This window comes from Myxococcales bacterium (assembly GCA_022563535.1).
Lineage (GTDB): Bacteria > Myxococcota_A > UBA9160 > UBA9160 > UBA4427 > DUBZ01.
The window spans coordinates 1-23,441 of the sequence record JADFNE010000006.1 but is presented as its reverse complement, the minus strand read 5'-3'; the positions used below and the strand labels follow the sequence as shown (position 1 = coordinate 23,441).

Below are 23,441 nucleotides of genomic sequence, written 5' to 3'. Positions count from 1 at the left end.
AGCGAAGTGCAGCCGACTGCGGCGCGACACTCCGCACCGGTGCAAGGCGAAATTGGGCTCAGAAGCGAATCGAAACTTCCTTGAGCAAACGCGGCTCGTCGAGACAGCGACCGGTCCCCATCACGACAGCGGTCAGCGGATTTTCGGCCAGCATGACCGGCAGACCGGTGACTTCTCGCAACAGGACGTCCAAATTCGACAGCAACGACCCACCGCCAACGAGCACAATTCCCTTGTCGACAATATCTGCCGAGAGTTCTGGGGGAGTTCTCTCGAGCGCCATCTTCACGCTTTCGACGATCGCATTGATCGGCTCGGCGAGTGCCTCACGAATCTCTTCCGACTTGATCTCGAGAGTCTTGGGGATACCCTGCACGAGATCGCGCCCCTTGACTTCCATCGATTTGATTTCATCGGTGGGATACGCGGTGCCGATCGTGATCTTGATCAGTTCCGCCGTCCGCTCACCGATCAGCAGGTTGTACTTGCGCTTGACGAAGTTGATGATGGCTTCGTCCATCTTGTCGCCACCTACCCGGGTCGAGTTTGAGTAGACAACACCCGAAAGTGAAATCACCGCGACCTCGGTCGTACCTCCGCCGATGTCGATGATCATGTTGCCCGAAGGCTCAGTGATCGGAAGACCCGCGCCGATCGAAGCCGCCATGGGCTCTTCGATCAGGTAGACCTCCCGCGCGCCGGCGAGCATGGCGCTCTCTTTTACCGCCCGCTTTTCAACCTCGGTAATCCCCGACGGAACCGCGATCACGATCCGCGGGCGCACCAGGCGCTTGCGATCGTGCACCCGGGCGATGAAGTAACGAAGCATGGCTTCGGTGATTTCGAAGTCGGCGATGACGCCGTCTTTGATGGGACGAATTGCGATGATGTTTCCGGGGGTACGGCCCAACATTTCCTTGGCCCGGATACCGACGGCGCGGACTTTGTCCGGACCGCGACTATCTTTGCAGATGGCCACAACGCTCGGTTCGGAAACGACGATCCCGCGACCCTTGACGTAGACGAGTGTGTTGGCGGTTCCCAGGTCGATGGCGAGGTCGCTCGAGAACAAACCCAAAATTCTGTCGAAAATCATATTGCTTTCCCTCTCGCCTGGTTCTGTCAGACTTGCATCTTCACTGCGTTGCGTAGCGCTTTACCTGCCAGAAATTTTCAGTTCTTTCTCACTCGAACTCCAGCTGAAACGACGATGGCCGCCAACGGAAGTGTCGGCTGCTCACGGGCCGCACCACAGGCATAGTCCACACCTAAGTCCTCGAATTTGCGGAAGTTTGAATGTGTCGCGTCCCGTGTCCGCACGATACCAACCGACCCGAACGTCCACAAGCGCCGAAGCGCGGGCACCGGCCGGCTTGCCCGATGCGAAGTGCATAACTACTCTCCGGCGCCTCCTCGGCGAACCATTTGCCCGCTCACACGATCCCTGATCCGATTGGCGTTGAATTGGCTGTAAAACCACGTGTCGGATCGGGTAGGAACGAATTTTTTCGCAGTCGATTCGGAAGGAGATCTCGTGCTCAAACTAATTCGCAAGAGTCAGCGCTGGCTCACGGTGATATTCATTTTCGCAATCGGCATCGTGTTCGTATTCTTTCTCGGCCAGGGGGGCTCAGCGCCCGGTCCGGGTGCCTCGTCGCCCGGGGCCGATATCGTGGTCGAACTCGACGACACGCAGATCCAGCTCGCCGACTACCTGCGCGTTCGCGCTGAGCAGGAAGAGCAGATCAAGGAGTCTCTCGGGGCAGAATACGACGCAAAGACACTCTCCGCGTACCTCGACGCCCAAGCCTTGAACTCGATCGTCAGCAAGGTGGTGCTGGCCCAGTCCGCACGCGACCTGGGCCTGGTCGCGAGCCCCGATGAGGTCAAGGATCTGCTGCGCCACGATCCAAGCCTGCGCGATGCCGATGGACGATTCGATCAGGCGAATTTCGACGCCAACGTGAAATGGAACTACGGCAGCCAGGCTGCCTTCATGAGCACCGTGCAACGAGACCTGTTACGACAGAAATTGTTCGAGTTGTTGATTGGACAGGTCCAGATCGGCGATGCCGAGGCTCTGAGCGCGGTGGAATTCAGGACCGAGGAGGTGCGGATCGCGTTTGTCGCAGTCTCAGCGGAGACGCTCCCAGAGTCCCAGCGGGCCGGAGATGACGCGGTGACGCGCTACCTCGAAGACAATCGAGAGTCGCTTCAGGACGAGTACGACGCGGAGAACAGTCGCTTCAGTACCCCCGAACAACTGATGATGCGACACATCCTGCTGCGGCCCGCAGACGCAGGCGGAGACACTGCGGCTGCAGACAATCGCATGCGCGCCGAGCAGGTCCTCGAGCGACTCGCCGCGGGCGAGAAGTTTGGCGATCTGGCCCGAGAGCTTTCAGACGATTCGAGTTCCAGAAACGATGGGGGCAAGCTCGGAGCGATCAGTCGGGGCGACGTCGCAGCCAACCTCGAAGCCGTGGCTTTTGATCTCGCATTGGAAACGCCGAGTGAGATCATCGAAGGAAGAGATGGACTGCACATCGTTTGGGTCGACGAAAAGATCGAAGCGAGCAAGCTCGACTTTGACGAAGCGGGCATGACCCTCGCGGCAGCAGGAGCCGCCGCGGAAGCGGCGACCCGGCTCGCACAAGAACTCTCCGACGCAGTCGCTGGAGGGCAGAGCCTCGAATATGCAGCGCGCAATGCGGGATTGACCCTCGAACGGACCGGCCTGTTCACGCGGAGACGCGACGGTTTCATCCCCGGGCTCCCGAGGCCCTCACTCGAACTCCTCGCCACGGCGTTTGCCCTCACCCTCGAGGCGCCGAGTTCAAAGCAGATCTTTTACGTGGGAGATAAACACGTCCTGATCCAATTGCTCGAACGCCAGAAGCCCGACACGGCAACGCTTGCTGTCGCCGTCACGGTGGCCAAGGAAGCACTTTCGGATCAACGCGCGAACGATTTGCTCCAGGCCTGGATCGACGATCGCCGAGACGAATTCCAAAACCAGCAGCGACTGCTGGTCCGGGCGGCCTTGATCGTAGATCGCTGAGCCGTCCGTGCGCTCAGGTGCGCTCAGTAAAAAGAATCTGAACGGTGTCGAATCAGTTCCATGAACTCGGAACGGGTCTTCGAATCGGTTTTGAATCTACCGCGCATGGAACTCGTGGTCGCGATCGAGTTCTGTTTTTCAACGCCGCGCATCACCATGCACAAGTGTTTGGCTTCGACCACCACCGCGACACCTTTCGGGCGCAGGACTTCCTCTATGATGCTCGCCACCTGCATGGTGAACCGCTCCTGTACCTGAAGCCGTCGCGCAAACATTTCGACCAGGCGAGGGATCTTTGACAGCCCGACCACCTTGCCGTCCGGGATGTATCCCACGTGCACCCGTCCGAAAAACGGAACCATGTGGTGCTCGCACAAGCTGTAGAAGTCGATGTCCTTGACCAGCACCATCTCGTCGTAGTCCACTTCGAACAGTGCGTTGTTCAGGGTCTCCATCGGGTCCTGGGCATAGCCCTTGGTAAAGAAGCGCATGGCCGCCGCAACCCGGGCAGGGGTCTTCTGCAGACCATCGCGTTCCGGCTTTTCGCCGATTTCTGTCAGGATGGTCGTGACTGCGGCTTCGATGGGGTCGCTCATCGGGGGTCTCCAAATTCGAAAATATTGCGCGGGGTTTCGGTGAGTCGAACCCGAACCAGTCGGACCGAACCGCAGCGCGCAAAGGCGGGCGCAAGATCTTGATACACGATTTCTGCGAAGTTTTCCGTGGTTGGAACCAGCGCGTCAAACGACTCGCACTGATTCAAAAGCTTGTGGGAGTATCGATCGACAATCGTCTCGGCAAAGATGCTGTCGAAACGCTCGGGCGCGAGGATTTGACCGGTCATAGCGTCCACCGGCCCGGTGATCGTCACCTCGAACTCGTAGTTATGGCCGTGACCATTTTCGTTTGCGCATTTGCCAAAGAGTTTATCGTTCTCCAGTTCGGTGAGCAGCGGGTTCGCCAGCACGTGCGCGGCGGGCAAGCTGTAGCGGCGGGTCAATTCCAGCATTGGTTCCAGCATTGGTGTCTATCCCCGCTCAATTTACGCCACGACTTCGACGTAGAAGTTGGCGTCCTGGTAGAGGCGCAGCCGATCGAACATTCCCGCCGGCAACGCGGCAGCAATGATTTCGTGAATCACGGAAGCCAGGTTTTCTGGGGTCGGGGGCACATCCTTGAAGAACTCGGTGTCGGCGTTCAGGTCCTTGTGGTCGAAGCGCGACATCACCTCGCGCTCCAGAATGGCCTTGAGTTCGGTCAGATTGATCACCATGCCGGACTTCGCGTCCGGCTCGCCCCGCACCGTCACCTCCAGACGGTAGTTGTGGCCGTGCTGCTCGGCGTCCAGGCCAAAGAGGTCTCGATTCTGGGCGTCGCTCAGCCCGTCCGCGCAATAGCGCAGTGAGGCCGAAAACTCGATCGCACGGGTTACCCGCACCACAGCGATAACTCCTTGATTTAAAAGAGAATGAGGAGACTAGAAGTCTGCGCGGTAGAAGCCGCGCAGGCTCCCAGGATAGCGGCCGGGGATTGAGAGCGTCAAGCTTGGGTCCCAGGCTAATAGGTGCGCAGCAGGCCGCGCACGATGCCCTGGATGGTGACGCGCTCGGCGGCCACCACGATCGGCTCCATTTTCTCGTTGGCCGGAACCAGCTTGACCTGGTCCCCGTCTTTGTCTTTGAAGTGGTAGAAGCGTTTGAGGGTGGCGTCACTGCCGTCGATCAGGGCGACGACCGTCTGTCCGTTGCGCGCCTCGGAGCGTTTTTCCACGACGACGAGATCGCCGCTGCAGATCTGGTCCTCGATCATCGAATCTCCCCGCACCCGGAGTACGAAGCTCTCACCGGGTCTACCGGCCATCTCGCTGGGGACCGCCGTGGTCTCGCTATTCTCGATCGCTTCAATGGGTGTCCCCGCAGCGACTGTGCCGACCAGCGGCAACATCGTGATCCCGGCGTCTTCCGCCTGCTCTGTTCTTTCCTGGGTTCTTTCATCTGTTCTTTCATCTGTTCTTTCATCTGTTCTTTCATCTGTTCTTTCATCTGTTCTTTCATCTGTTCTTTCATGTAGAGGCACGGGCTCGACCGAGCGCGATCGATTCCACGCCTTTCGCAGCAGGCCCTTTTCCACCAGGTGCTGCACGTGCTTGTGCACGGTGGCGACGGACGAGAGCCCGAAGTGCGCGGCGATCTCTTCCAGGCTCGGGGAGTAGCCCTGTTCGTCCACGAACGAGGAAATGAAATCGAAGATTTCTCGCTGTCGTCTCGTGAGTGCCATGGTGGCCGCCCTTTCTCTTTAGTTTCGCCCCGCAGGATTCACGAAAATGAGACGAAAGTCAATGGATTGGGTGGATTTCTGGCAACACTGCCCTCAGAAGCGGGGGGTGGGGGGTCAGCTGGCGAGCTTGGTCTCGGGGGATGCCCGGTAGAAGCGGCGCAGCTCTCGGGCCAGCCCTGGGGTGTCGCCGCGTTCGGCAAAACGCCGAGCCAGCTCGCGGCAATAGCGATGGGCCCGCCGGCGCGCGACCTCGTAGCGCTCCCGAGTTTCGGCGTCCATCCAGTCGGCCCATGTGTCGATTTCGAAGCAGTCAAAGCTCAGCTGCCCGGATTCGTGACAAAAGTAGAGGAAACGGTCGATTTCGGACTGGAGCTCGAGAATCAGGGCAGAGACGGGTAAATCGTGCGTAGCGTGCCACAGCAGGCAAACCAGGTGACTGGCTTCTTCCACCAGGGTAACGGGATCATCTCGATCGCTGGGATCCAGGTAGACCCCGAGCTGCAACTCGTCGTCCTGCTCGATCACCAACACCCCAGTCCGGGGGCTCGGGCCCGCCGGAAGTTGTGCTCGAGCGAGCTGGGGGGAGATCAGAAAATCGTCTCCTGTGAGATCGATTTCGAGATCGTAGAGTTCGCTGAAAAAGCGACCCATGCGGGTGATCTCGGCGCCGGGATCGAGCGGTCGCGGCGCTCGGAAATTTCTCTTAAGTATTTGATTTTTCAATGTTTTTATCGAGTTCTAGCGGATTTATTCCAGCTGGGCCTGCTCTGTATTCATCGACCAAACCGCCAGGAAAACTGACCGCTTAGGCGCCACAGAACCCGCTCTTGGCCGCCGCAGACAGGAAAATTTTGGGCCTGCGACTTGACGCTCTCGGCGCAGCGAATAAGTTTCGCCGCCTGTTGGCAGTCGAGCGGTTCGAGTGCCAAAATCACAATCCGCCGAAACGATCGGTAAACGCGTCGTTTCGATCGGCAGGTATTAAAAGTTCACCCAAGCCCTTTCATCGCGCGGCCCAAAGCGGCCATGCGTGCGGGGCCCAGACACAAAAGAAGAGGAAAACGGACTCATGAAGATTCGTCCGCTCCAAGATCGCATTCTCGTGAAGCGCATCGACGAGGAAGACAAGTCAAAAGGCGGGATCATCATTCCCGATAGCGCCAAAGAGAAACCCCAGGAAGGAAGGGTTGTTTCAGTTGGCAGTGGCCGTGTGGCCGAGGATGGCACCGTGCGTCCCCTGGACGTAAAGAAGGGCGACAGAGTTCTGTTCGGCAAGTACGGCGGAACGGAAGTCACTGTCGGCGGTGAAGAGCACCTCATCATTCGCGAGGACGACATCCTCGGGATCATCGAGTAGTAGGAGAATCACGTAATCATGGCCAAAGAAATTAAGTTCGACCAAGACGCCCGTTCGAAGCTGCTCGCCGGCGTCGACGGGCTCGCTAACGCAGTCAAGGTGACCCTCGGCCCGAAGGGCCGCAACGTCATCATCGACAAGAGCTTCGGTTCTCCCACGGTGACGAAGGACGGTGTCACGGTCGCCAAGGAAATCGAGTTCGAAGACAAGTTCGAGAACATGGGCGCCCAGATGGTGAAGGAAGTTGCCAGCAAGACGTCCGACGTCGCCGGTGACGGAACCACGACGGCCACCGTGCTCGCACAGGCGATCTACCGCGAGGGTTCCAAGCTCGTGGTCGCCGGTATGAACCCGATGGACCTGAAGCGCGGTATCGACGCCGCAGTCATCGTTGTTTCCGAGTCGCTGACCAAGCTCAGCAAGGCCACTCGCGACACTGAGGAAATTGCGCAAGTCGGCACCATCTCGGCAAACAATGACGAGACGATCGGCGAAATCATCGCCGAGGCGATGAACAAGGTGGGACGCGAAGGCGTGATCACAGTCGAAGAGGGCAAGAGCCTCGAGACCGAGCTCGACGTGGTCGAGGGCATGCAGTTCGATCGCGGTTACCTCTCGCCCTACTTCGTGACGGATCCGGAAGCGATGGAAGTCGCTCTCGAAGAGCCCCTGATCCTTCTTCACGAGAAGAAGATCTCCAACATGAAGGATCTCCTCCCGCTGCTCGAGCAGATTGCCCGCCAGGGTCGTCCGCTGCTGATCGTGGCTGAGGACATCGACGGCGAGGCCCTGGCCACGCTGGTGGTGAACAAGATCCGTGGCACGCTGAACGTCGCCGCCGTCAAGGCGCCCGGCTTCGGTGACCGCCGCAAGGCAATGCTCCAGGACATGGCGATCCTCACGGGTGGTCAGGTCATTGCTGAAGAACTCGGCCTCAAGCTCGAGAACGTGACGGTCAAGGATCTCGGCAAAGCCAAGAGCATCATCATCGACAAGGACAACACCACCGTGATCGACGGTGGCGGGACCAAGAAGGACATCGAAGGCCGCTGCGCGGAAATTCGCGCACAGGTCGAAGAGACTTCTTCAGACTACGACCGGGAGAAGCTCAGTGAGCGTCTCGCCAAGTTGGTCGGCGGTGTTGCAGTCGTGAAGGTCGGCGCCGCAACCGAGTCGGAGATGAAGGAAAAGAAGGCTCGCGTCGAAGACGCACTGCACGCAACCCGTGCCGCCGTAGAAGAGGGCATCGTGCCCGGTGGTGGTGTGGCGTTGATTCGCGCCCAGAAGGATCTCGACAAGCTCGAACTCGAAGGTGATCAGGCTGCGGGTGTCGAGATCGTGCGCAAGGCGATTGAGATTCCTCTGCGATATATCGCCGAGAACGCCGGGGTCGAGGGCTCGATCGTCGTGGACAAAGTGAAGCGCTTGAGGGGAGCCCATGGCTTCAACGCTCTCACCGAGGAGTACGAAGACCTGCTCAAGGCTGGTGTGATTGATCCGACCAAGGTCGTTCGCATCTCGCTCCAGAATGCAGCCAGTGTTGCAGGTCTGCTTCTCACGACCGAAGCCATGATCGCTGACGCGCCCGAAGAGGGTGGCGGTGGCGGAATGGGTGGCGGAATGCCCGGCATGGGCGGCGGAATGCCCGGCATGATGTAATTCTGCTCCCAGCAGAATCACAGTGTCAATTTGAGGGCCTCGGAGCAACTGCTCCGGGGCCCTTTCTGTTGCTTGCCTTCTCGGGGTCGAACCGCCTCGCGGAAGCCGCCGGCAGCGCCTTCAAGACAAGCCTCAGTTGTGCCGAAAACGAAAGCAGTTGAGAAGGTTGGAGGCGCGACTGCTCGTGAACGAAGCCAGCAACGAATCGAACCAGGCCCGCGTCTCGCGGCGACTCGAGGCGATGGGGATCCGTGTCCGCCCACTCCCGGGTGGCCGCTGTGTGCTGGCGTCGATGCGCTCCTCCGGGCGCCCGCTCGAAACCCTCAACGGAAGCCTTCCGTTCAGCGAATTCGTCTTTTCGACAGTGGGACACGACCGGATCAAGTGCCTGCGCCCTCAGGCGTTGTTCATGCTGCCAATTGTGCGCATGACGAACTGTACCGACGCAGAGTCGCTCGAAGCCCGAATCCTCGGGGCCTGGGCCAGCTACATGCAAGAGCTTCGCAGCGCAGAAGATTGGCTTCGCGGCCTGGGGGTCGATGTCAACGCCGCGAGCAACGGAGCCATGCTCAATGTCGCCATCGCCGGGGAGTGCCAGGCGGTCAAGGTTCAAGTCAACCAACCGCGGAAGGTGATCTTGCCGAGCGACGGACCCCTGTCCGGAGTCACCCTGATGCGCCCCGAAGATCGCATCCTGGAGATCGATCCGTGTGTCGACTCTGCGGTCGACTTCGAGATCATCATCACCTCGCGCCTGGACGAGTTGTCGAGCATGGACAAACGTCTGAAAGAAGAGCAGCGGCGCAAGGCGATGTGGGATTCCGCTGACCTTACGGCAACCAACCATGAACGCGCATCCGATCGACCTCTGCGCATCTTGCTCGTCGGCCAAAGACTCGCAACCGAACGCTCCTGCATCGACTCCCTGCGCCTGCGCAAATACGAAGTCGAGATTGCGCGCAGCCTGAATGAAGCCGTCGATCTCTACAACCACATTTCGCCCGAACTGGTCATTGCAGACGTCAACCTCGGACGTTCAGATGGCATCGAGCTGATCGCTGCCCTGCGCACGGTGGTAGGGATCGAAGAAATCCCGGTGATTCTGGTAGACGATCACCGCCGCAGCAAGCGACGCGCAGCGGCGCAACAGGCGGGGGCAATCGGCTATCTCACCTATCCGATCCAAGTTGCCAAAATTTCTCAGCGACTCGAGGAGATCATCGAGCGGCCCAAACGCCGACGCTTTACGCGCTATCCCCAGCGGACCGCGGTGAAGATCCAGGGCTCGAGCGCGCATTCGACCGCAGTGACGATCGGTCGCGGTGGCATGATGATCCACACAGACGACAATTTCTCGATCAACAGTATTCACAGCTGTGATCTTGTCTTGTCCGAGCTGGGCAGGAACCTGCAGCTGGACGCCGAAGTGCTGTACCGGGTAAACGGCTCCGGTCGGCGGGGCGTTGGTTTTCGCTTTCAGTCGATGACGGCCGAGAACGAGGCCAGTTTGATCGAATACCTGCACTGCTTGCACTGATTTTGCCGCGCTAGTCGCTCGAAACCTGGCGCCCAAAGAAATCTGCGATTGCGGTGGCGATTTCGGGACCGTCGTGGTCTACCGAGACGACATGCCCCGAACGATGACCGATGTGTAGCGCCCGTTCGCTCGCGTTGACTTCAGCAAAAATTTCGCGCGCATCCCGGGGATTCGCGGTCCGATCGAGCGCTCCGTGGCCGACAAAGACCGGCGCCGTGATCTTTGGCAGCCCCTGACGCACGACCTTTTGCATTTTGATGAGCTCGTGAACGCTGGCCAGGGGAAGGGCGTCGAGAGAGGGATGACGCGCCCGGGCCTCTTCGTTCTGGATATCGGTGTTGCCCGATTTTTTGCGATGGGGCACAACGAACTTCAGTAACGGAACTGCCAACCGGATCGGCAGACTCAGTCGCAATGGAGTGCCCATGACCGCCACGGCATCGGCCAAATTTTCTGCGGCCAGCGCGAGGGTCACGAGCCCGCCCATGGACATGCCCGAGATGAACACCTGCTCGGAGTCGGCCCGCAACTTGACGAGTGCGGCGCGTGCAAGTTCGATCCATGCCCGGTAAGGCGTCTTGGCCAGTTCCTCGGCCGTGCGTTCGTGGCCGGCCATGACGGGGCCCACGCAGCGAATCCCTCGACGCACCAATGCTTCGGCGATCGGACGCATCTCGTACGGCGTGCCCGTAAGGCCGTGCAAGCACAAAACGGAGACACGCCCGTCGTAGCCTGGCGGTGTCATCTCGAATGCAGAGCGATCTACCACCGGCCCGCTGGTTTCGCTCACTCGAGCGTATCCTGGGCGGCCAGTTCGGCGGCCTGGATCACTTCTCGTAGGGCAACATCGTGCTTGCGGGCGGCGCGCTTGCAATCGTCGTATTCCGCAGACACATCCATGCGCCCGTCGCTCTTGCGAACAAATTTGACCGCGATGCGACCGTAGGGCGTGATGACTTTTTGACTGTGGCGCGGTAGCACGACCCGGTCCCATTCGACCGTGCGCACACCGAGGGTCGTGGACTCGGCCATCAAGATCTCGGCCAATTCGATCCGTTGATTTGGTCGCGCGAGCACTCGCACGAGAAAACCCGGCCGGTTCTTTTTCATCTGGATGTTCTGCAGCGACACATCGAGCGCGCCACACTTGAACAACCGCTCCATCAGATAGTCGAAGTGCTCCGGCACGAAATCGTCCAAATTGCATTCGAGGGAAACGATGCGGTCGAAGAATTTTTCGCCGGCACTGCCCAGCACCGCCCGCAATATATTGGGCATGGGACCCGGGCGATCGTTCCCCGCACCGTGACCGATCTTTTCCACGGTCATTGCGGGGAGTGGTGAGAACTCGTCGACTATGGTGCGCAAAATGGCTGCGCCGGTTGGAGTCACGGTTTCCCAGGCAACGTGGGCGGGCACGGTGGGAATGCCGCGAAGCAATTCCAGGGTGGCGGGCGCCGGCAACGGCAGCAAGCCGTGTTCGGTCTGCACGCTGCCGTGACCCAGCGCGACCGGTGACGCGGTGACGCGCTCGATGCCCAGACGTTCCAACCCAATGGCCGCACCGGTGATGTCGACGATCGCGTCCACCGCCCCTACCTCGTGAAAATGCACGTCATCCGGTGCTACGCCGTGGACTTTGCCCTCGGCCACCGCCATCGCTTCAAAGATTGCGAGCGCTCGGTTGCGAATGGGCGTTTCGAGATCGGCCTTCTTCAGCAGCGTCCGCACCTGGCGATAACTCTTGCCGTGGCTGTGCGCGTGGGGGTGAACCTGGGCGTGGGTATGGGTATGGGTATGGGTATGGGTATGGGTGTAGTCGTGTGCATGCGGGTGAGGGGCGACCAAGTTTGCCTTCTTCTTCGCTGGGGCTTTCTTCTGGCCCGGAACCAGCACCTCGACATAGCGAGCAGCGAGCGCTCCCCGCGACACGTTCCTCACGCGCAGTTTGTATTCCACGCCGAGGCCCGAGAGATCGCGGTCGAGCTGCTTGCGCGAAAGCCCGAGGTCGAGCAGTGCGCCCAGGAACATGTTCCCCGAAATACCGGAGAACAGATCGAGATGCAGAACACGACTCGATGCCGCGAGCGCCCGCTTCGACCGGCGCCTGGGCTTGGTCTTAGACGTGGTCTTAGACGCGGTCTTGGAGGTAGGCTTGGACGTAGGCCTGGACCCGGCCTTGCGACTAGAGCCGGTTGATGAGGGTCGCGACATATGCGGCACCGTATCCGTTGTCGATGTTGACCGTGGTTACATTGGAGGCACAGCTGGTCAGCATGCCCATCAAAGCAGTCACGCCGCCCAGGGCCACTCCGTAGCCCACGCTCGTCGGTACCGCGATGACCGGCTTGTCCACCAGGCCACCCACCACCGAAGGCAGCGCCCCTTCCATTCCCGCGACCACGATCAGTACGCGCGCCGAGTAGAGAAGCTCTTGCGATGCAAACAGGCGATGGATGCCCGCGACCCCGACATCTGTCAGGGTTTCGACTTTGTTTCCGAAGCGGCGGGCCACCACGGCGGCTTCGGTCGCCACCGGGAGATCGCTCGTCCCGGCACACACGATTGCGATGGTTCCCTTGCCCACAATAGGAACCTCTGCCCTGCCGAACCAGAGCAGCCGCGCGAGGGAGTCGTATTCGCCCGACGGGAATAAACCGAGCACCTCAGTCGCTACCGCTTCTTCGACCCGGGTTACGAGCACGTCCTGTTCCGCTTCGCGCAACGCGGTCACGATTTCGATAATTTGCTCCACGGTTTTTCCGGGGCCGTACACGACTTCAGGAATCCCCATGCGGAGCGAGCGCTGGGTGTCGACGCGTGCACTCGGCGTATCGACAAAGGGGAAGCTCGCGAGGGACTGCATGGCGGCATCGATTTCGACATCGCCTTGCTTTACGTCCTCTAACAACTGCCTGATGCGGTCGCGGTCCATGAAACTTCCTTCTTTACAGAAGGTTCACGGTATCAAAAGCTGATGGGGGGTGCTGGAGTGGCGTCAGCTGGGCTCGGTGGGTTCGAGGTCGGGGACCAGGACTACCATTCCGCCCAGGTTTCCTTCGTCGTCTACCAACTCGCACTCTATCCAGAGTTCGCCGGCGCTGTTGCGGAATTCTGTCACGCTTTCGAGTTGCTCGAAGGCGGAATCGAGGGCCAGCATCGGGATGGAGGGGAGTAGCCGGGCGCCGAGGGTCTCGGCAATTGCGCTGGCTACGTGTGAGGCGAGCACGTTGCCAACTTCCATCAGCGCCGATTCGACGGTCTCGGGCGGGAGATATCCCTCTTCCTGGCCGATCAGGTTTCGCACGACTGCGTCGCGCATGGAGCGTCGGAAGAGAATGGCCACGACGGCGTTCAGGCAGCCGTCGAACTCGAAGATGACTCCGGTCGTCCAGTCGCGATCTTCCCAGCCCGATGGCGTCGCTTCACCGATCACGATCTCACCCTGGCGGACGTCGATCGGCAGACCCGACAAACGAATCCGCGGCACTTTCATCTTGATCGACCGACCCGTGAGCTGGGCAAACGCCCCCGCTGCGTGACCCGCGCCGATGTTGGCGAGTTCGCTCAGTCGATCGATGTCTGTTTCTTGCAGAGCTGTCACGCGAGTTCCATTTTCTTCAGATCAGGTGATTGAGATCCAACAAAAAAACGGGAATTCCGTCTTCCAAAATCGTCATGCCCGCCAGCCCCTTCACGGGTGAAAGCAGGTCGGGAACGGGCTTGACGTAGACTTCGTGCTGACTCACAAACTTGTTGACCCGTAGGGCGACGATCTCACCACGAACGTCGGTCACCGCCAGCGGGACCGGGTCCGGATGATCCGTACTCTCGAGTTCAATACAACGCGCAAGATCCAGTACCAAGATCGGCTCATCGTCGACTAGAGTGAACGTTTCACCGCCACTCTCTTCGATCGAAGCCGCAGGAACTTCGAGGATGCGTTCGACCTTGGAGATCGGCAGGGCTACGCGCTCGCCGGAAACCTCCACCAGCAGGACACGCTGTACGGCGGCTGTAATCGGCACTTCGAGGCGAGTGGTGGTTCCCTGGCCCTGGGTTGTGAGCAGGCTCACCGCGCCGCCGAGGGCTTCGATCGTGGCCTTGACGGCATCCATGCCCACGCCGCGGCCGGAAATATCGGTGACGCTCTCTGAGGTCGAGAGCCCCGGCTTGAAGATCAGGGCCGCGATCTCTTCGTCCGGCAAGTCGTCGGCAAGATTCGAATGCAACAGGCCCGCCTCGATCGCCCGCCTGCGCACCGCGTCGAGGTTGATCCCACCACCGTCGTCGTTGACTTCGATCACGATCGAATTTTGTTCCCTGCGCGCTTCGATCACGAGGTGCCCGACTTCGGTTTTGCCGGCGCGGATCCGGTCTTCGACGCTCTCCAGCCCGTGATCGACCGCATTGCGCACGATATGCAGCAGCGGCTCGTTCAGGCGGTCGAGAATCGAGCGATCGAGTTCGAGTTCGGTGCCCAGCAGTTGTACATCCACACGCTTGCCGAGCGATTCCGCGATTTGACGCGCCACTCGGGGAAGATTTTCCATCACTCGCAGCAGCGGCGTGGTACGCAGATCGAGCACGCGCCGTTGAAGTTCATTGACCCGACGTTCGACTCGATCGAAGTGCTCGGATTGTTCAGCGCTGTGCGCGCCGTGATCGGTGGCGCCACGCAATTGGCGCGAACTCAGGATGACCTCGCCCACGGTACCGAGAAAGCGGTCCAGGGTCTCGGTCCGCACCCGCACGGTGGCCGCGGGTTTTGGCGCCTGGATGCCCGAAAGTTTGCCTGGCGACTGGGCCGGATCTTCGCATTCGTGGGGGAACTCTTCGCGATCGTTACTCGGGACGACCGGTGTCAGTTCAAGTGTTTTTTTTTTGCTCCGGACTCCGCCTCGAGGGCTGCCATTACGGCGACGAGCTCGACATCGAGTTCCGCTGCATCGGCCGGCTCGGGTTCACGCGAGGGGGCCGGGACCGGGGGAGTTTCGAGCGACTCGCTCAACAACGCGATCAAGTCGAAACGTTCTGGGGGCGTCTCTCCGGTTTCACTCACGATCGCGACCATCTGTTCGAGCCCTTCCAGGCCCCGGAACAGCACGCTCAGCGTATCGCCAGCTGGAACACAACCAGCGGTGCGAATGATTTCCATGCGATCTTCGAGGGCGTGCGACAACTCCGTGACCGATTCATAGCCAACCGAAGCGGCCATCGATTTAATGGAGTGGGCCATCCGGAATATCACATCGATGGAATCGGCCGAAGCCGTATCCTTCTCGAGATCGAGCAGCGCGCTGCCGATTTCGGAGAGATGCTCAGCCGCTTCTTCCAAGAAGAGCGCCCGGAATTTGGCCATGTCGAGAGCCACTCGTTATTCGCCCTTGCCGAGAATCTTGTCCAAGGTGGAAATCACCGCGTCGGGCTTGAACGGCTTTACGATGAAGTCCTTTGCGCCAGCCTGCAGCGCCTCCATCACCAGGGTTTCCTGACCCAGCGCACTGCACATCACCACCATGGCCTGCGGGTCTTCGGCGAGAATGCCCTTGACCGCGTCGATCCCCGACCTCTTGGGCATCACGATGTCCATCGTGACGAGGTCCGGACGCAGTTCCAGGAATTGCTCCACAGCTTCGATCCCGTTGGTCGCTTCTCCCACGACCTCGTAGCCTTCAGGCTCGATGATCTCACGGATCATCTGGCGCATGAACGAAGCGTCATCGGCGATCAGAATTCGAGCTTTCATCATTACTCCCAGTCGGCTGCACCACGTTCAGGTGGCAGCACTCTCAATGACTTCTGCCGCACGCGTCACGAGACGCCGCGGATCAATCACACTGACTACTCGGCCATCCACTGGCCGTCTTTCAATTACAACTTGGTTGTCGTGCGGTCTTCCCGGTACCCCATCGACCAATCCGGAGACAAAATCGATAGGTAATCCGAGCGAAGCGGAGGCATCCGGGCGATCTGACACCACCAGGTAGGGCTGAGCCTCTCCAGGAGCGCGGAGAGCGATTGCGGTGCCTCCGAGCAGCAGGTGAGGAGCCACCACCGGCAGCGCTTCGCCGTGCCAGTTGATGATTCCGCCCCGATCGCGCGGGACCATGGGCACACAGTTCACTCCCGTGACTTCGACGACTTCGAGGATGCCGGCGATCGGGAGCGCGTAGCTGGTGCCCGAGACGTCGAAGACCATCAGACGATCGGTGCTCAGCGCTCCAGCCATTTCGCCGCCCATTTCGCTCATGACTGAGCCTCCCAGCCGGGTCGGGCCGTCGCGGTACGGTAGAAGCTCAACAACTCGCGCAACTCTTCGGCCACGGTCAAAAGATCCTGGGAACCGTCGACGATCTTTGACACTGCACTGAGTTGGCCGCGCGCCATGCGCGAAACATCCTCTTGTGCGGAGTCGCTGCCCTCGGCACTCGTCCTGAGTTCGCTCATGGCGGTCACCATGCGCTCGGCGCTCATCACATGGGTGTCTGCGCCGTGAAAAATTTCTTCGGAGCGGGTCGCCGCTTCGCCGACCGCCATGCTGATCTGGCCGAGCGAATCCGCGATGGTGTTCACGTCTTCGCGCCCTTCGCTGATCATCTCGCTCGACTTTCGCATTTCGTCGGCCACGTCGTTGGTGTCCGATTGAATTTCGTTGATGAGCTTTGAGATCTCGTCCGCGCTGCGTCCCGCGCTTTCGGAGAGCTTGCGAATCTCGTCTGCCACGACCGAGAAGCCGCGTCCGGCTTCACCGGCGCGGGCCGCTTCGATTGACGCGTTCAGCGACAGCAAGTTGGTGCGGTGCGCGACACTGGTGATGATCTCCGTGATCTGGTGAACGTGTCGCGTCTTGGCTTCGAGATCGAAGACCATGAGACCCGTTTGTTCGACGCGTTCGAACACGGTGCGCATCTTTTCGATCGCCAACCGGGACACGTCGACACCACTGCTCGCCTTTTGATTGGCCTCGGCCGCAAAACCAAAGGCTTCCCGGGCGCGGCCGGCGTTGAGTTCAATTTCCATCGAGATCTGGCCGATCAGTTCCGTCACCCGTTGCAGCAAATCGCGTTGATGCGCGGTTCCCTCTGCGGCGGCCGCTATGGTGCTCGAAATGCCTTCGTTGCCTTCGCGGACGTGTTCAATCTCGCGATTGAGATTGTGCGCCGAGGCGGTCACGACGTCGGCGTTTTCCTGCACCCGGCCGACGAAGGTGTTGAGCTTGGCCAACATTTCATGAACGCTCTTGGCCAGGTCATCGGTTTCGTCCGGAAAAACAGCAGTGCGGCCCACCGGGAGTTCGACGGTCAAATCACCGTTGCGAATGCGGTCGGTGGCCCGGCTCAGGATTTCAAATTTTTGCCCAAGGCTTCGGGACAACACGAAGCCCAAACCGCCCCCGACTCCGAGCGCGATGAAGACCGATCCCCATTCGGGAAAGTCGAGTCCGAACGCGCGGATACCCCATGGCAATACCGCTGCCGAAGCAGCGACCAAGAGCGATCCGAAGACAAACTTGTGGGTCAAGGCGATTCTCACCTACGGCCTATCGGCCCTCCCGAGTGGCACCTTGATGGCGTATGAGATGCCGAAACTCGATCCGGCAACTGCACTACACCAACGTGCAACTTCAGAAGTGGCGATACCCCACAGCCTTCACCCGACGCGGCAATCCCGTCACGCCCCGGGACTTGGTGATGCACCCCACCTCGCTCACTCTTGCGCCCAAACGCTTGCTGAGCACGGCTTCAGTCGTCCGCTTTGCTGCGGAGGGACGCAGGGTAAACAACAGTTCGTAGTCTTCCCCGGCTCGAATCGCGGTCTGGATGGGGTCGAGTTTTCGTTTCGCACACGCAGTGAGAAAACCTCGGGGCAGCGGGATGCGGGCCGTGTCGATGGCAGCGCCAACGCCAGACGCTTGCAGCACGTGATCGAGATCCGCTTCGAATCCGTCGGAGAGATCAATGCACGCACCGGGCCGCGTCATGCGCGCCAGGGCCCTGCCGGCCGCAATGCGCGGCGTGGGGAGGTGGCGAAGCTTTCCTCCCCGCAGCTGGCTGTTGGCGAGTGCTAGCGCCGCACCACCGAGGGTGCCGGTGACGAAGATGCGGTCGCCCGGGCGGGCGGAACCGCGCAGCAGCGCGCGACCGCGCTTGACCGCACCGACTACCGTGAGCGTCAAGCAGGTTTCGCGTGCGCGACTCAAATTTCCACCGACCAGAGGGCAAGCATGGGTCTTGGCTTCGCGCAGCAAGCCGGTGAGAAAGGCGTCGATGCGGGCAATCTCGAGGGACGGCGGCGCCGCGAGCGCGAGCGTAAAGCCCACGGGTCGCGCGCCCATTGCAGCCAGATCGGAAAGGTTTACGAGAAGCGCACGGCGACCGATCGTCGCCGGGGCTTGATTGTCCCAACAAAAATGGGTGTTTTCTACAAGCGCATCGGTCGAGACCACCAGGTCTTCACCCCGGCGCGGGCGCAGGATGGCCGCATCATCTCCAATACCCACAACGATTTCGGGGGTGCCTAGACCCGCCGCGCGGGCCGCAATGCGGGAGATGAGTTCGAATTCGCCGAGTTGGCCGAGGGTGGACATCGGCCGGAGTGTAGCCTTCCGCGCGACCTGTTTAGCGTTCTTTCACCGACACCACCGGACCGTGGCTGTGGGTCACGATCGGCGGGCCCGGGTTGTCGCTGCGCCAGGTCAGGGGATGCACCAGACATACGTCGAGCACTTCGCGCATGGTCTCGACCGGAATGAACGTGATCTTGCGCTTGAGCTTGGCCGGGATCTCGTCGACTTCGGGCATGCACGACTTCGGCACGATCACATTGGTGATGCCGCTGCGAAGTGCAGCCAAGGCCTTTTCCCGCACTCCGCCCACGGGCAGCACGTGTCCGCGCAGGGTGACTTCGCCGGTCATCGCCACATCGCCGCGGATCGGGATCTTGGTCGCCAGGGACAGCAAGGTCGCGGCCATGGTCACACCAGCCGACGGACCATCTTTGGGAGTCGCACCGGCGGGAACGTGGACATGAATCTGGTTTCCGGTCAGCGCCCGCTCGTCGAGACCCAGGTCACCGAGAATCGAACGCACATAGCTGAGCGCGGTTTGCACCGACTCCTTCATGACGTCGCCGAGCTGTCCTGTGAGCAATAGCCCTTCGCCGTTGGTGAGGGCGGCTTCGATCGTCAACACTTCACCGCCGCTCTCCGTCCAGGCCAGGCCGTTTGCAACCCCGATTTCGTCCTTGCCCGACACCTTGGTGTGTCCAATTGGGGCGGGACCGAGGAAACTCTTGAGGTTGCGCTTGGTGACGTTCACAACGCCCGTATGTCCTTCGGCCGCGCGCTTGGCGATCTTCCGACACACCCGCGCGACTTGCCTTTCCAGGTTCCGCACACCGGCTTCGTGGGTGTAGCCCAGGCAGATCTCGTCTACCGCGGAGCGGGACCAGATCACGTTGGCCGGCAGCAGCCCGTGTTCGGCAACCTGGCGGGGAATCAAGAACTGGGTCGCGATGGCAGACTTCTCTTCGGGCATGTAGCCCGACAGCCGGATGATCTCCATGCGGTCGCGCAACGGCGCCGGAATGGTTTCGAGGTTGTTCGCCGTGGCGATGAAGAGCACCTTGGAAAGATCAAACGGAACGTTCAAGAAGTGATCGCTGAACTTTTCGTTCTGCTCGGAATCGAGGACTTCGAGCAATGCCGCCGAAGGGTCGCCCCTGAAATCGGCGCCGAGCTTGTCGAGTTCGTCGAGCATGAAGACCGGGTTGTTGGTCCCGGCAGTCTTCAGACCCTGAATGATGCGGCCGGGAAGCGCTCCCACGTAGGTGCGGCGATGACCGCGAATTTCGGCTTCGTCGCGAATGCCACCGAGAGACACGCGAATGAACTCTCGTCCCATGGCTCGCGCGATCGAACGTCCTAGCGAAGTCTTCCCCACTCCGGGCGGGCCCACAAAGCACAGGATCGGACCGCGGGAATCCTGGCGCAGCTTGCGCACGCCGAGGAATTCGAGGATGCGCTCCTTCACTCCGTCCAGATGCGCGTGATCGGCGTCAAGAATCTTGCGGGCGTTCTTGAGATCAAGGCGATCGGGTGACGTCGTGGACCAGGGCAGGTCCACCACCCAGTCGAGATAGTTGCGCACCACCTGGGCTTCGGGGCCGTCGGGGTGCATGCGTTCGAGCCTTCGCAGCTGGCGCAGAGACTCTTCCAGGGCTTCCGGGGGAAGCCCTGCCTCTTCGACCTTGAAGCGATACTCGTCAGATTCTTCGCCGCGCGGATCGACTTCACCCAATTCGTTTTGGATCGCCCGCAGCTGTTCACGTAAGAACGTCTCGCGCTGACCGCGAGACATCTCTTCCTTTGCCTGATACTGGATCTCGGCCTGCATGGTGGTGACTTCGAGCTCGCGACGCACCAACGCGTCGACCTTGCGCAGCCGCGCGATCGGATCCTGGACCTCGAGTACCTCCTGGGCTTCCGCCAGGCGCAAGCGCAGGTTGGACGCGACGAGATCTGCGAGCCGCCCGGGCTTGTCGATGTTCGTGGTGATCGACAACACTTCAGGAGGCAAATTCTTGAGAGGCAGAAGCTCTTCTACCCTGGTGCGAACTGCGCGCACCAGCGCTTCGCTCTCGACACTCCAGTCATTGATGTCGTCGTTGGGGATCGAAGTCACCCGGGCCCAGGTGCTCGACTCGCGATCGACGAATGCATCGATCTTGGCCTTGTTGAGCCCCTGAAGCATCACCTTCAAGCGACCGTCCGGCATGCGCAGGCTTCGCATCACCATGGCGACGGTTCCCACACTGTAGAGGTCTTCGTTGGTCGGTTCCTGGGTTTCGGGGTCTCGCTGGGCAACGAGTAGGATCAAGCGGTCGGCGGCGAGCGCATCTTGTACGGCCGCAATCGAAGACTCCCGCGCGACGAACAGCGGAATGACCATGTAGGGATAGAGAACAAATTCCCGTAACGGAAGAATGGGGAGCACTTCGTGCGACAAATTCTCGGGGGGAGATTCAATCATCAAAACGCGTTTCGACCGGGCGGCCAAGTGACTTGAGGCAGCGAGAAAGATCGATCGGAATTGGGGTGGGGGCAAAAGACTCTCGCGAACGCGGGGCGTTGGCAACTAACCGGCGAAATAAATCAAGACGCCCAGACTAACCGGCAACGACCGGTCCGAACCTCGCGACACGCGCGCTGAATCGCTTCTCGTTGTCATTACTCGAAACGAAACATAATCGCGACGAGTGTGAAAACCCTAGTCCAGGGAGATCAAACGCCCGCCCCGTACCTTCAGCAAAAAAGGTCGCTTTTGCGCATTGCCGTCGGGCGCCATATTGATCACACCCGAGGCACCGGGGAATGCCTGAGTGCGCAAGATCCCATTTCTCACGCCCTCCCGGGACTTAACACCGGCCTTCAACTGGACCATGATGAGCCGCGCAGCGTCGTAACCGTGGGCTGCGAATACATCCGCTGATTCGTTGAAGGTGTTCTTGAAGCCTTGGCTAAATTCGGACACGAAGGGAAACTGGCTCTGCTCGTGGAAGAGCGCAGAGATCACCGCGCCGCGCACGTGATTGCGACCAATCGAAAGCAGATCGGGATGGTTCCATCCGCTGGGTCCCATCAAATGGACGCTGCCGCTTTCATGAAAGGAGAGTTGCGGCGCAATCAGCACGATCTTGTCGTGGGAATCGGGAATGAAAAGCACATCGAAATCGACTTGCGGTGGAAGCGGGTCGCCTTCGGGTCCGAGGATCGCGTAGGCGATCGTGCGCACGAGCCGGGCAACGGTAGGCTCGAGCCTTCGCGCGCGACGCAAGAGCGTGCTGCGACGTTCTAGAGCGGCTTGCTCGCCCTCGGTGAGCAGGGTGTAACCGATCATGCTGCGGATAGGTTTGGCAAAGTCAGTCGCGTCCGGATCGTATCCCGAAGACGCCACCACCATGGCGTCCTGCTCCAGAACCGCCTCCCAGAAGTGGTCTCGCATGCCGCGGCCGTAGTTGTCCTTGGGATAAAGAATGGCGTAGCGCTTGGCACCGAGTTCATTGGACGCGTAGTCGATGAGCGTGCGGATTTCGTCCCGGGGCGAGGTCCGCAAGCGGAATACATAGCTGCGATTCTTGGGCACTTCTTCTCGGGATGTCAGCGCGAGCAGCGGGATCCCCAGTGCGTCGGCGATGGGCGCCGCCGCTTCGGCGGTGTCTCCGAGCAGTGGACCGATGATCGCGACCAACCCCTTTTCTGCGGCCAGCGACTCGACTGCCAGCGCCGCGGCTTCGGGAGTGCCTTCGCTGTCGCGGATCACCAGGCGAAGTATTTCCTTGCGCTCCATCACCGCGAGACTGTCACCCGCCGCTCGATTCATCTTGTTGGATGCGGGCCCTCGACTGACAGCAGGCGGAGGTTCTGGTTCGCCTTCTCGTTCGGCGGGTTCGGGGGATGGATCGAACACACTCGCGGCCAGCATGATGCCCTTCAAGCTCTCTTCGCCGTACTTTGCAAAGCGGCCGCTCAAAGGAAGCACCACCCCGATCACACCCGTCGCGTTTTTGAAATCGGGTTGGGGCATGGCGGCCACTTCAGCAAAGCTCGGCAACACGCCGTCACCGTCTACGATGCGTTCCCGCAGTTGCAGGGCGAGGGATACCTCTTCAAACAGCTCTTCGTCTTCTTTCATGAACTCGAGCGACGCGGTCCGGCGGAATTTCTTGCTCGCCTTCGAAAAGTCTCCCTGCTGCAACGCCCGGCGCGACAGCAGCAACAGCACGCGCCCGGCTGGAAGCTGGCCCCGCAAGACCCGCACCGCGCGTTCGAGATCTTCGTCCGCCATGTCGTCGACCGACGCGGCGATCTCCCGCTCGAGATCTTCGAGGCCCCCGCCGAGAACCGGAGACTCGTAGTCGGCGTTTTTCAGTTCTTCGATCACCGCGTCGCGTTCGCGCACTTGCCAACCCAGATGGTCGACCGGATCGTCGCTGAGATCTGCAAAGAGTCGGAACGCAAGCCTGCGCTCGGCCGCACTGAGCCGACCAAAGCGGACCTTGCCGAGCAAGCGCAGGGCGTCCCGGGGACGGTCGGCGCGCGCCTCCATGCCCGCCAGCAACACACGGGCGCGGTCGGCGTTCTCCGCGTTGGGGTAGTCGTTGACAATGAAATAGAGCCAGTCCATCGCCCGTTTCTCGTCCGCCGCCTGCAGCGCGAGTTCGGCCAGCCGGGCCGCGGCGTCGTCGGCCAGGGAACTCTTGCGATTTTGGTTCAAGAACTCGGTCAGCAACCGGGTGGCTTCTTCCGGGTGCTGCTTGGCAAGCTTGACCGCGGCTTGATACTGGCGCGCCTCGGCGTCGCTCGCTTCGCGCGCCCCAGGCCCCGCACACCCCACTAGAAGCAGCGGCACAATCAAGACCGCGCCCAGCCGCAGACTGTTCAGCAAGTTCGACCTCACCCCCACGACCTCCGCCCACTCCACAGAAAACCCGCCGAAAATTCGGCTTCGGAAACGTCGCACCGCCGGACGCCTCCGGCAATGGTCAGA

Annotated in this window: 22 protein-coding genes; 4 read left to right on the top strand and 18 right to left on the bottom strand. The window is 60.6% G+C overall.

Annotated elements, in window-relative coordinates; translation table 11 throughout:
* Positions 1–58: 58 nt before the first annotated feature.
* A complete protein-coding gene (locus tag IH881_03375; protein ID MCH7866710.1) occupies positions 59–1,096 on the bottom strand; it encodes a rod shape-determining protein in 1,038 nt (345 codons plus the stop codon).
* A gap of 438 nt (positions 1,097–1,534) precedes the next feature.
* Between IH881_03375 and IH881_03370 the strand changes: the two genes are divergently transcribed.
* The gene (locus IH881_03370) at positions 1,535–3,061 is read left to right on the top strand and encodes a SurA N-terminal domain-containing protein (GenBank protein ID MCH7866709.1); all 1,527 of its coding nucleotides are present in this window, start codon (positions 1,535–1,537) and stop codon (positions 3,059–3,061) included.
* 23 nt (positions 3,062–3,084) lie between these two features.
* Here the strand turns inward: IH881_03370 and folE are convergent, their stop codons facing one another.
* The 5 genes from folE to IH881_03345 form a co-directional block, all read right to left on the bottom strand.
* A complete protein-coding gene (gene folE, locus IH881_03365) occupies positions 3,085–3,657 on the bottom strand; it encodes a GTP cyclohydrolase I FolE (GenBank protein MCH7866708.1) in 573 nt (190 codons plus the stop codon).
* Complete coding sequence (locus IH881_03360) at positions 3,654–4,082, bottom strand: 6-carboxytetrahydropterin synthase (protein MCH7866707.1); 429 nt, start codon at positions 4,080–4,082, stop codon at positions 3,654–3,656. The genes folE and IH881_03360 overlap by 4 nt, the downstream gene beginning before the upstream one ends.
* Positions 4,083–4,103: 21 nt before the next feature.
* The gene (locus tag IH881_03355) at positions 4,104–4,499 is read right to left on the bottom strand and encodes a 6-carboxytetrahydropterin synthase (GenBank protein ID MCH7866706.1); all 396 of its coding nucleotides are present in this window, start codon (positions 4,497–4,499) and stop codon (positions 4,104–4,106) included.
* A gap of 119 nt (positions 4,500–4,618) precedes the next feature.
* Positions 4,619–5,338 (bottom strand): transcriptional repressor LexA, encoded by a 720-nt coding sequence (gene lexA / locus IH881_03350; protein ID MCH7866705.1) that lies wholly within the window; start codon positions 5,336–5,338, stop codon positions 4,619–4,621.
* Between the two features lie 114 nt (positions 5,339–5,452).
* Positions 5,453–5,989: a hypothetical protein gene (locus tag IH881_03345; protein MCH7866704.1), complete on the bottom strand. Its 537-nt coding sequence runs from the start codon at positions 5,987–5,989 to the stop codon at positions 5,453–5,455.
* Between the two features lie 418 nt (positions 5,990–6,407).
* On the opposite strand from IH881_03345, the gene groES reads away from it, so the two are divergent.
* From groES to IH881_03330, 3 genes are all read left to right on the top strand, one after another.
* Positions 6,408–6,695, top strand: a complete 288-nt coding sequence (gene groES, locus IH881_03340) for a co-chaperone GroES (protein ID MCH7866703.1) — start codon at positions 6,408–6,410, stop codon at positions 6,693–6,695.
* 18 nt (positions 6,696–6,713) lie between these two features.
* A complete protein-coding gene (gene groL / locus IH881_03335) occupies positions 6,714–8,354 on the top strand; it encodes a chaperonin GroEL (GenBank protein MCH7866702.1) in 1,641 nt (546 codons plus the stop codon).
* 184 nt (positions 8,355–8,538) lie between these two features.
* Complete coding sequence (locus tag IH881_03330; protein MCH7866701.1) at positions 8,539–9,891, top strand: response regulator; 1,353 nt, start codon at positions 8,539–8,541, stop codon at positions 9,889–9,891.
* Positions 9,892–9,901: 10 nt separating this feature from the next.
* Here the strand turns inward: IH881_03330 and IH881_03325 are convergent, their stop codons facing one another.
* The 12 genes from IH881_03325 to IH881_03270 form a co-directional block, all read right to left on the bottom strand.
* Complete coding sequence (locus tag IH881_03325; protein ID MCH7866700.1) at positions 9,902–10,681, bottom strand: alpha/beta fold hydrolase; 780 nt, start codon at positions 10,679–10,681, stop codon at positions 9,902–9,904.
* Positions 10,678–12,105 (bottom strand): nickel pincer cofactor biosynthesis protein LarC, encoded by a 1,428-nt coding sequence (gene larC, locus IH881_03320; protein MCH7866699.1) that lies wholly within the window; start codon positions 12,103–12,105, stop codon positions 10,678–10,680. Before larC ends, IH881_03325 begins: the two co-directional genes overlap by 4 nt.
* Positions 12,077–12,826: a nickel pincer cofactor biosynthesis protein LarB gene (gene larB / locus IH881_03315; GenBank protein MCH7866698.1), complete on the bottom strand. Its 750-nt coding sequence runs from the start codon at positions 12,824–12,826 to the stop codon at positions 12,077–12,079. Before larB ends, larC begins: the two co-directional genes overlap by 29 nt.
* Before the next feature lie 63 nt (positions 12,827–12,889).
* A complete protein-coding gene (locus IH881_03310; protein MCH7866697.1) occupies positions 12,890–13,495 on the bottom strand; it encodes a chemotaxis protein CheC in 606 nt (201 codons plus the stop codon).
* A gap of 16 nt (positions 13,496–13,511) precedes the next feature.
* Complete coding sequence (locus IH881_03305; GenBank protein MCH7866696.1) at positions 13,512–14,645, bottom strand: chemotaxis protein CheW; 1,134 nt, start codon at positions 14,643–14,645, stop codon at positions 13,512–13,514.
* 110 nt (positions 14,646–14,755) lie between these two features.
* Positions 14,756–15,253 (bottom strand): Hpt domain-containing protein, encoded by a 498-nt coding sequence (locus IH881_03300; GenBank protein ID MCH7866695.1) that lies wholly within the window; start codon positions 15,251–15,253, stop codon positions 14,756–14,758.
* Positions 15,254–15,268: 15 nt separating this feature from the next.
* Positions 15,269–15,640 carry a response regulator gene (locus IH881_03295; GenBank protein MCH7866694.1) on the bottom strand — a complete coding sequence of 124 codons (372 nt, stop codon included), beginning with the start codon at positions 15,638–15,640 and terminating at the stop codon, positions 15,269–15,271.
* A 27-nt stretch (positions 15,641–15,667) separates the two neighbouring features.
* Positions 15,668–16,144, bottom strand: coding sequence for a chemotaxis protein CheW (locus IH881_03290; protein MCH7866693.1), 477 nt, complete (start codon positions 16,142–16,144; stop codon positions 15,668–15,670).
* Positions 16,141–17,427, bottom strand: coding sequence for a methyl-accepting chemotaxis protein (locus tag IH881_03285; GenBank protein MCH7866692.1), 1,287 nt, complete (start codon positions 17,425–17,427; stop codon positions 16,141–16,143). The genes IH881_03290 and IH881_03285 overlap by 4 nt, the downstream gene beginning before the upstream one ends.
* 91 nt (positions 17,428–17,518) lie before the next feature.
* Entirely contained in the window at positions 17,519–18,481 is a 963-nt protein-coding gene (gene thiL, locus IH881_03280; GenBank protein MCH7866691.1) for a thiamine-phosphate kinase, read from the bottom strand.
* Between the two features lie 31 nt (positions 18,482–18,512).
* Complete coding sequence (gene lon, locus IH881_03275) at positions 18,513–20,924, bottom strand: endopeptidase La (protein ID MCH7866690.1); 2,412 nt, start codon at positions 20,922–20,924, stop codon at positions 18,513–18,515.
* 237 nt (positions 20,925–21,161) lie between these two features.
* Positions 21,162–23,351, bottom strand: a complete 2,190-nt coding sequence (locus IH881_03270) for a penicillin-binding protein activator (protein MCH7866689.1) — start codon at positions 23,349–23,351, stop codon at positions 21,162–21,164.
* Positions 23,352–23,441 lie beyond the last annotated feature (90 nt).

Coding starts and splice junctions, on each gene's coding strand:
- IH881_03375 (MCH7866710.1), bottom strand. CDS start 1,096: ATGATTTTCGACAGAATTTTGGGTTTGTTCTCGAGCGACCTCGCCATC.
- folE (MCH7866708.1), bottom strand. CDS start 3,657: ATGAGCGACCCCATCGAAGCCGCAGTCACGACCATCCTGACAGAAATC.
- IH881_03360 (MCH7866707.1), bottom strand. CDS start 4,082: ATGCTGGAACCAATGCTGGAATTGACCCGCCGCTACAGCTTGCCCGCC.
- lexA (MCH7866705.1), bottom strand. CDS start 5,338: ATGGCACTCACGAGACGACAGCGAGAAATCTTCGATTTCATTTCCTCG.
- IH881_03345 (MCH7866704.1), bottom strand. CDS start 5,989: ATGGGTCGCTTTTTCAGCGAACTCTACGATCTCGAAATCGATCTCACA.
- groES (MCH7866703.1), top strand. CDS start 6,408: ATGAAGATTCGTCCGCTCCAAGATCGCATTCTCGTGAAGCGCATCGAC.
- groL (MCH7866702.1), top strand. CDS start 6,714: ATGGCCAAAGAAATTAAGTTCGACCAAGACGCCCGTTCGAAGCTGCTC.
- larC (MCH7866699.1), bottom strand. CDS start 12,105: ATGTCGCGACCCTCATCAACCGGCTCTAGTCGCAAGGCCGGGTCCAGG.
- larB (MCH7866698.1), bottom strand. CDS start 12,826: ATGGACCGCGACCGCATCAGGCAGTTGTTAGAGGACGTAAAGCAAGGC.
- IH881_03300 (MCH7866695.1), bottom strand. CDS start 15,253: ATGGCCAAATTCCGGGCGCTCTTCTTGGAAGAAGCGGCTGAGCATCTC.
- IH881_03295 (MCH7866694.1), bottom strand. CDS start 15,640: ATGAAAGCTCGAATTCTGATCGCCGATGACGCTTCGTTCATGCGCCAG.
- IH881_03290 (MCH7866693.1), bottom strand. CDS start 16,144: ATGAGCGAAATGGGCGGCGAAATGGCTGGAGCGCTGAGCACCGATCGT.
- thiL (MCH7866691.1), bottom strand. CDS start 18,481: ATGTCCACCCTCGGCCAACTCGGCGAATTCGAACTCATCTCCCGCATT.
- lon (MCH7866690.1), bottom strand. CDS start 20,924: ATGATTGAATCTCCCCCCGAGAATTTGTCGCACGAAGTGCTCCCCATT.